This is a genomic window from uncultured Porphyromonas sp. (assembly GCF_947254915.1).
Classification (GTDB): Bacteria; Bacteroidota; Bacteroidia; order Bacteroidales; family Porphyromonadaceae; genus Porphyromonas.
Genome location: NZ_CAMYEZ010000095.1, coordinates 1 through 9,037, shown reverse-complemented (window position 1 = coordinate 9,037; position 9,037 = coordinate 1). Strand labels below are relative to the sequence as shown.

Here is a 9,037-nt window from a genome sequence, read left to right as displayed (position 1 = left end):
ATTGAGAGGTGTGTACTGAGGAGCGCTCATGGCTGAGCATTGGGACGGCACAAACGAAAATACCGACGTTTAGGTATTGATTTGCGTAGTCTCTCCTTCATACCTTTGCAGAGCAATCATACAATCTATTTTTCCAAGCAACCAAGTATATGAAAAAAACAATCCTACTCTCTCTAGCGGCTCTCATGACGCTGTTGCTATGCGCTTCGTGCAAAAGCGACAAGAACGAACCAAAGCCTGCACCCAATCCCTCTCAAGAGAAGGGAATGACCAAGAAGATCGTCGTAGACGCTTCCGACTATACGAAGTGGGTCTACATCAACTTTGACAAGGGCGAAGTGGTCAGCGTATCGACTCCCGAGACCGATCTCTCATGGGATCTAGGGCTACACCGCTACGACTTCAAGACCAATGGCGGTACCTCGGGCAAGGGCAAGGGCGCAGCCGCTCGCACCTCCCAAAAGGATCTAATGGCTGACATACCTACTCCTAAGGATAGCGAGTGGACGCTAGACCGTGAGGGTACACTCCTGATGAAGTTTGACATGAGCAAGCACGAAAGGAAGTACGAGAAGCAATCTGCCAACTTCCTCCTTACCTCAGAGCCCAAGGGTGATGGGAAAGGATACCTAAATAAAGGTATCATCAGCAGTGAGGGTATGCCTCCCAAGGATACGGTTGATCCCTCTGTCTTTCTCGTTCGCTCGGCAGCTGGTCAGATTGTCCGCGTCCGCGTCCTAGACTGTCTGAGTGCTACGAAGAAGAGGGGACACATCACCCTAGAGTATATCATCAAGGCAGACAAGAAGTAGTCTTCCTCTCCCTTACCAGCTCGGAGCTACTAGAGCGATCGCTCTCCGTGGCTCCGAGCTACCTTAGCTCTTAGTAGCTATTGGCTCTCCAAGCCCCCCCCCACACACTCACACTTTACTATATGAAAAGCTCCCTATACATCTTCCTCTCCCTACTTACCCTCGCCAGTTCGCTCTCCGCGACCCCACTCCTTCCTCAAGACTCGATACTCCTAGACAGTACGAAGGTCATGTGTCTTGACGAAGTGGTCGTCACGGGGACTCGCACACGTTGTCCGATGAAAAACATCTCCATACCGATCCGTGTCGTCTCGCCCAAAGAGATCGAAGCGGTGCAGGCACGATCCGTAGAGGATCTGCTACAGATGGTGATCCCTGGCGTGCAGACGAGCACCCACGGCACGCAAAACCGGATGAGCATACGAGGGCTCTCGGCAGACTACTACCTCTTCCTCATAGATGGCGAGCGTATGACCAACGAGGGAGCCTCCAGTAGCGTAGACCTAGAGCGTATAGACCCCTCTTCGATAGAGCGCATCGAGATGCTACAAGGCTCTAGCTCGGCTCTCTATGGGAGCAATGCCATAGGCGGTGTGATCAACATCATCACGAAGCGTAGCCACAAGAAGCTCGACGCTACGCTCTCAGGTCACTACGACACGCAGAGCATACAGCGCTACAACGGTCGTCTGGTGATGAAGCTAGGTCGTGTGACCAGCACCACGACAGGTGGCTATGCCAAGCAACTAGACTACGAGCTACCTAGCGTACGTGCAGATATACCCCGCACGATGCCCGGCTTCTACACCTTTCATATGGAAGAGCAGCTACGCTACCTTTCCCCAGAAAAGCGTCTCTCGATGACCGCTACGGGACGCTTTCACTCCCGTATGCAAAACTTTGACGACAAGGAGAAGAACCTCTATCAGAGCCCCACGGGCAATCTACGCCTGCTCTACAAACCTACCGATGGACACTCCGTAGAGGCTAGCTACCACATCGAGGGATACAAGCGAGACAAGTACTTCTTCCTCGCTACAAAGGAGGAGGGTCCCTGGGAGCCACAGTTTAACTACCTGACGCAGACGGCTCGCATGCAGTACAACTACGACCCTACGGAAGACCCCTACAAGCCGAGCTTCAATGCGGGTGTGGAGATACTACACGAGAACCTGCGTAGCGTACAGGTGACCAACCTCAATCAGGTACACAGCGCTTCGACCAAGACGCTCTACGGGCAAATGCTCTGGCGTATGGACAATAACTGGAGCACTACCGTAGGAATTCGGCAAGATATGCACTCAACCTATGGCACGCACCTGACGCCTCGTCTATCGATCATGTGGCGCAATCACAACTACGCCCTACGCATTAGCTATTCCGAAGGCTTTAGATCGCCTTCGCTCAAGGAGCTCTTTATGGACTGGGACCACAGAGGTATGTTTCGCATCAAAGGCGCCAGCGACCTCAAGCCTGAGATCAGCCACCTCGTGATGATTACTCCTGAGTACAACAACTCCTTTATGAATATCTCGCTCTCGGCCTCCTACAACCGCATCAACAATCGTATCTATACGCGGCCTGAGCAGGAGGGGCGTGTCCTCCAGTATCGCAACGGGGACAAGCCTCTCAATCTATGGAGCGGTACGGCGATGCTACGGGTGACGCCTTTCGCAAACTTTGATATCAACATCAACTACGCTCTCGTCCTAGAGCAGATGAAGGTGCAGGGCAAGACGCACTCCTTCTATATCCGCAACACGAGACCACACCACATCAATGGCTCCATACAGTACGCTCACCGCTGGGGCTTGTACACGCTCTCGGGGCAATTCACCGGACGCTACCTCAGTGGCGTGAAGTCTGCCGTCTATGACGATGCCAGTAAAGACTATAAGTACGCCTCCTATCCTGGCTATGCACTCTTTAGGGCTAGTGTCACACAGCGCTGGCAGACGCTCCTAGACCTTAGCCTGACACTGGGCTGCGACAACCTTTTCAACTATATGACCCCAATCATCGAGCAGGGCGCTTCGCTATCGCCTGGACGTAGCTACTTCGTTTCGCTCTCTCTAAACTACTAAAAGGACTTCTCCCCTACTAAGACTTTCTTTCTTATGACTTTCTCTAAGAAGCATCTCTACTACATCGGCGCCACACTACTGCTGGGCGTCATCATCCTCTGCGCCTATCTCTTGTGGCCTAAGCCAGTGCGAGTCGCACTGGTCAATATGCCAGACTTCGTAGCCTCTCGTATGGCGGCTGCAACCGACAAGGAGAATGTGCGCCTCACAGCTGTCACGGATCTCTCCGAGCTGAAGAACTACGACGCTATGATCGCCTTCGGCATGGGACTCAAGTGGACCGACGAGGACCGTGCACTGATCAAGCAACTGGGCGAAGAGAAGGGCCTGAAGTACCTCGCCTACATGACCACAACGCCTGAGAATAGTATCTCCAATGTCGACTCCATCCAGCAGCTTAAGCTCGAGGTGTACCTTACTAATGGCGGTACGAGCAACTATCGCTCGGCCTTCAACTATATCCGTAAGGAAATCCTCGGTAAGTCGCTCCGTACGGGCACTATCGAAGAGCCTGTAGAGTACGGCTACGACCTGCTCTTTACGGACGAAGACCCCGACCTAGCCTTCGACAGCGTCGAGAGCTTTCAAAAGTACTACAACGAGCATGGATACAAGGAGGGCGCTCCTCGCATTGCGCTCTTTACAGGTATCGCAGGCCCCTTCGGATCAAGCCGAGACTACTTGGACGAGTTGATCGGAGCGCTAGAGGAGTCGGGCTTTAACGTCTACCCAATCAGCGCTATGACACGTCGACTGGAGTTCCTCACGGAGATCAAGCCACAGGCGGTCATCTACTTCGCACACGGTCGCTTCGGTGGCGACCCCGCCATCGCTTGGCTCAAGGAGCACAACGTACCTATCTTCACTCCGCTCCTCGTATCGGAGCTATATGACGACTGGATCAAAGACAAGCAAGGTATGTGGGGTGGCTATCTCAGCCAGACAGTCGTAACGCCTGAGATAGATGGTACGATCCTCCCCTTTGCGCTGGTGACACTGCGGGAGAATAAGCAGGGCTTTAAGGAGTTTCACACAATACCCGAGCGTCTGCCCGACTTCTGCTCACTACTCCACCGCTATGTCAAGCTACAGACGATGAGCAACGCGGACAAGCGCATAGCACTCTTCTACTTCAAGGGTCCTGGACAAAACAGTCTCGTGGCGCAAGGCATTGAAGTTGTGCCCTCGCTCTACAATGTTCTGAAGTATCTACAGAGCCAAGGGTACGACCTGACGGGATTGCCCGACACGGAGGAGGCTTTTGCCAAGGATCTGATGTCTCGTGGCGCACTCTACAACAACTATGCGGAGGGCAACAAGCAGATGATGCTACACAGCAACTACCCTGCCTTTGTATCGACGAAAGAGCTGACGCAGTGGATTGATGACACCTTTCCCCCAGCACTCAAGGACAGCATAGAAGGTCGCTACGGAGCGATACCTGGACACGACCTCGTCTTAGAGCGTGACGGTGTCGAGGGCATTGCGGTGACCCGACTCACTTATGGTAAGGTAGCTCTCCTACCTCAGCCAGGAACTGGTAGCGGGGATTTAGACTTCAAGATGGTACACGGCTCCACCTCCGTACCCGCTTACCCATACATAGCCAGCTATCTGTGGGCTCGCAACGGCTGGCACGCTGATGTCCTGATGCACTTCGGCACGCATGGCAGTTTGGAGTTTATCCCCGGCAAGCAGGTAGCGCTAAGCAACTACGACTACACCGACAGACTCGTGCGCGACCTGCCACACATCTATTACTACACAACGGCAAACGTCGGCGAGTGTATGATCGCCAAGCGTCGCTCCTACGGGCAGGCAGTCTCTTACTTAGCTCCGCCCTTTATCAATACACAGCTAGACAAAGAGATGCAACCGCTACGCGACTTGACCGATCGCTATCTAGCTTCGGAAAAAGATGACGACGTGCTCTCCAAGCGGATTAAAGAGATGACCATTGCTAAGGGCTTCCACAGAGACCTCAAGCTAGACTCCACGATGAGCAAGCCCTATACGAGAGACGAAATTGAGCTGATTGCCAACTTTGTTGATGAGCTAGCTCACGCCAAGATAGTAGGCGGTATGTACACGACAGGTGTCCCCTTCAGCTCAGAAAAGATTCGCTCCAGTGTCCGCCTTCTCTCGGTTGACCCGATAGCCTATGCACTAGCTCAAGTGGACAAGTCTCGCGGACGGATTACCGACGCTCAGATCAAGGACGATGTCTACTTCAACGCTCGTTACCTCCGTCCTGCCGACCGCTTCGTGGCTCGTGTTCAGGATCGGGAGATTCCCTCAGGAGAGGTTGATGCGCTCATTCAGTCACTAGGCGTTAGTCGTGCCGAGCTAGCACGTGCCGATCAGTTCCTCAAGGCACAACAAGAGGAGAGCGCTCAGGCTGGTATGATGGGCGGTATGCCTGCAGGTATGATGGGCGGTGGTATGCCAAAGGGGATGTCCAAAGGTATGCCTAAGGATATGCCTAAGGATATGCCTAAGGGAATGGGTGGCGGTATGCCTCCTCACGGCAAGCCCGCCAGTGCCGAGACGAAGAAAGACCCCAAGCTGGTACTCCTCGCCGAGGGTATCAGTCTGTTACGTCGCTCCGTAGCGCAGATACCATATTACAAGCGTATGCTGGTCACTTCGCCACAGCTCGAGCTAGCTTCGCTCGCCAATGCGCTCAGTGGTGGCTATACGGCACCTTCGCCAGGCGGGGACTTCATCGCCAGCCCCTCCGTACTACCCACCGGGCGCAACCTCTACGCTATTGATCCCGAGATGACGCCCACGGCAAAGGCGTGGGAAGATGGACAGCAACTAGCCGATGCGCTTATCGCTGACTACCGCTCTCGTCACAACGATTCGATACCGCGCAAGGTGAGCTTCACGCTCTGGAGCAGTAGCTTCATCGAGAGCGAGGGCACCACCATCGCTGAGATTATGGCGCTCCTCGGTGTCGAGCCCGTGCGTGACCGCCGTGGCAAAGTGATCGACGTACGCGTCATCCCCATCAAGGAGCTCGGCAGACCCCGTGTGGATGTGGTCATACAGACCTCGGGCCAACTCCGAGACATCGCTGCCTCCCGTCTCTTCCTCTTGCAAAAGGCTATAGACCTCGTCGCAGAGACCAAGGATGGCAAGACGCCCAACCAGATTGCCCTCGGACGTGTCGAGGCGGAGCGTGTACTCCTAGAGCATGGCGTTCCCCCCGAGCAGGCTCGTAAGCTTAGTGGCAAGCGCATCTTCGGCGGTCTCAACGGTGCCTACGGTACTGGCATTCAGGAGTTCGTCGAGAGCGGTGACCGCTGGGAGAAAGAGAGCGAGATTGCCGAGGTCTATATGAACAATATGGGCGCCATCTATGGAGATGAAGAGCTCTGGGGCGAGACCGCCAAGGGTATCTTTGAGGCGGCACTGCAAAACACCGATGCCGTCGTTCAGCCCCGTCAGAGCAATACGTGGGGTGCGCTAAGCTTGGATCACGTCTATGAGTTTATGGGCGGGCTCACCCTCTCCGTGCGTCACGTCACAGGCAAAGACCCCGAGGGCTACTTTACCGATCTGCGCAACCGTCGTCGTGTCAAGACGCAGGAGATCAAGCAAGCTATCGGCATCGAAGCTCGCACCACCATCCTCAACCCCACCTATGTGCGTGAGCAGCTCAAAGAGGGCGCTGGAGCGGCAGATGCTATCGACGAAACCATCCGCAATACCTATGCGTGGAACGTTATGAAGCCCTCCGCCATCGACAAGGAGCTCTGGGATGCTCTCTACGATATGTATGTCGTGGACAAGCACCAGCTCGGCACCGTTGACTTCTTCGAGCGCAACAACCCCGCAGCCCTGCAAGACCTCACCGCCTCCATGATGGAGACCATTCGCAAGGGCTACTGGCAGGCGACTGCTGAGCAAAAGCAGACCATCGCTCGGCTCCATGCCGAGAGCTTGGCAAAGGCAGGTGCTGGCTGTAGCGGTATGGTCTGTGACAATGCTAAGCTGCGTAAGATGATCCAAGATCAACTCACACCCGAGCAACAGCAAGAGTACACCACCGCCCTAGACAAAGCGCTCAAAGTGACCTCACAGTCTGGCCAAAAGCAGCAGGTACTCTCAAAAGACTCGGACAAGGCTCAGGACAAGAAGCACTCCTCAGGCTCTGCCTCTGCAGAGGATCAGGATAGTTTCTCCACGACCGAGATAGTCATCATAGGAGGTGTCGTACTCGTCCTCATACTGGTACTCTCCCTCCTTTACAGCAGACGTAAGAAGCGTACGAAGTAAGAGATGATACTCATCGTTTCCATCTTTGCGCTCCTAGTGGCGCTCACCACCACAGCCGTACGATCTGATCGTAGGGTGCGACTAGCACATGCGGTACTCTATATCGTAGGCTTGGTGGCGACCCATCAGGCGACTCTGCGGGTGAGCAAGCTAGCCCTCGACGCTATGCTACGTCAGGCAGAGCAGCTCTCCACACTCGCCATGATGGTCTCGCTAGAGCTACTGCTCACCATGGCAGTCGTCACCTACCGCCCCGCGCACCGACCTCTGCGTACGATCTATCATCGAGAGGGACTAGTCGTAGCGGTCATGACCGCTTGCCACCAGATAGCTGTATGGTTACCCTCGCTACTGATGCTACCTGCGCTATGCTACCTGAGGAGCTTCGTCATCTACAGCATACCTGGGGTTCATTACTGGGCAGTGACCATAACCTTTGCTGTGGTGCTCCTATTACTCATCGAGTTGATACCTCGCCTGATACGTGATCGGGAGTTCCTCCGTCTGCTCGCTATGCTCTTGGCTGGGGTGCTAGCCGTGGGTAGCGTCATAGCCTACATCCTCATACCAGAGCGCACCCAAGCTCCAGAGGTCCAGCTAGACAGCTCCTCACCTAGAGAGCTGTGCATCCTCCTCGCAACCCTCGCTGGCGGCATGCTCATCGGCTATATAGCCATGCTCATCAAGGCAAAAGGCTCACGCAAATAAGATAGTTATACACACAACAGATTACTATGAAATTCATTTCAGACACTATGTTTCTCCTCTCCAATGGTCTACTCATACCGGTAATCATTGGACTACTCCTACTCTTCCTCCTAGCCCTCCTCATGCTGGGCGGACTCATCGAGCGGGCACAGCGCTACAAGCGACTACAGCGACGCTACTTCGCTCATCAGCGTGAAGACGCCAGCGCACTACTCGGCAGACTGCGCCAAGAGCTAGGCGGTGAAAGCCAAGAGACAGCACGGCTAGACCTCTTTGAGGAGCTCCTGCGCTCGCTCCTCACAGCTCCCGCTGCTGAGCGTAGCCTACTCATCGGCGAGTATGAGCTACGCCTCGACAAGCGACTCGTCTACCCGCAAGTCTTGACCAAGTTCGGCCCAATCCTCGGACTGATGGGTACCCTCATACCAATGGGACCAGCGCTCGTCGGGCTTAGCAGTGGCGATATGGCAACTATGGCGTACAATATGCAGGTCGCCTTTGCAACCACCGTGCTGGGACTCTTCGTCTCCGCCATTGGCTATCTAACCTTGCAGAGGCTGCACCGCTATCACCACCAAGAGCTCATCTACATCGACTACATCGACGAACTCCTAACTCAAGCTGAAGATGAGACGAAGAAGTAAGCGACGCACCCTACGCCACGACGATACCGATCCATCGTCGCTCGTGAGCAACCTCTTTGACGTGGCGATGGTCTTTGCCGTGGCGCTGATGGTGGCACTGGTCACAAAGTTTAGCATGACCGAGATGCTCACGCAGGAGGACTTTACCATCATCAAGAACCCCGGTAAGGACAATATGGAGATCATCTCCAAGAAAGGCTCCACCATCGAGCGGTACACACCGACCGACAGCGAGGACGCCTCCAGTCAGCGCCGAGGCAAGCGCGTCGGCATCGCCTACGAGCTGGAGAATGGCGAGGTCATCTACATCCCCGAGGAGTAAACCAGAGCAGACAGCTCACAGACCGCTAAGCCATCCCTAACCCATCGCTAAAAGAGCGCTAACCAGCCCCTAAATAGCTCCTAAATCACGACAGCCCCCACGGCTCTCTACGACCAGAGACCCGTGGGGGCTGTCGTTTGTGCCAATGCTTCGCTCGCTCGCCCCCAAGTTAACCGCAAGCCC

At 54.8% G+C, this 9,037-nt stretch carries 6 protein-coding genes; all 6 read left to right on the top strand.

Going from position 1 to position 9,037, the window contains the following annotated elements; genetic code table 11:
• Positions 1-149 precede the first annotated feature (149 nt).
• The 6 genes from Q0X57_RS06365 (at position 150) to Q0X57_RS06340 (ending at position 8,854) form a co-directional block, all read left to right on the top strand.
• Positions 150-812: an HmuY family protein gene (locus tag Q0X57_RS06365; protein ID WP_297729183.1), complete on the top strand. Its 663-nt coding sequence runs from the start codon at positions 150-152 to the stop codon at positions 810-812.
• Between the two features lie 122 nt (positions 813-934).
• Positions 935-2,896: a TonB-dependent receptor gene (locus Q0X57_RS06360; RefSeq protein WP_297729180.1), complete on the top strand. Its 1,962-nt coding sequence runs from the start codon at positions 935-937 to the stop codon at positions 2,894-2,896.
• Positions 2,897-2,929: 33 nt separating this feature from the next.
• Entirely contained in the window at positions 2,930-7,180 is a 4,251-nt protein-coding gene (locus Q0X57_RS06355; protein WP_297729177.1) for a cobaltochelatase subunit CobN, read from the top strand.
• Positions 7,181-7,183: 3 nt separating this feature from the next.
• On the top strand, positions 7,184-7,888 hold the full coding sequence (locus Q0X57_RS06350) for a hypothetical protein (RefSeq protein WP_297729174.1): 705 nt from the start codon (positions 7,184-7,186) through the stop codon (positions 7,886-7,888).
• Between the two features lie 26 nt (positions 7,889-7,914).
• On the top strand, positions 7,915-8,532 hold the full coding sequence (locus Q0X57_RS06345; RefSeq protein WP_007365940.1) for a MotA/TolQ/ExbB proton channel family protein: 618 nt from the start codon (positions 7,915-7,917) through the stop codon (positions 8,530-8,532).
• Complete coding sequence (locus Q0X57_RS06340; protein ID WP_007365939.1) at positions 8,516-8,854, top strand: DUF2149 domain-containing protein; 339 nt, start codon at positions 8,516-8,518, stop codon at positions 8,852-8,854. Before Q0X57_RS06345 ends, Q0X57_RS06340 begins: the two co-directional genes overlap by 17 nt.
• The last annotated feature ends 183 nt before the right edge of the window (positions 8,855-9,037 follow it).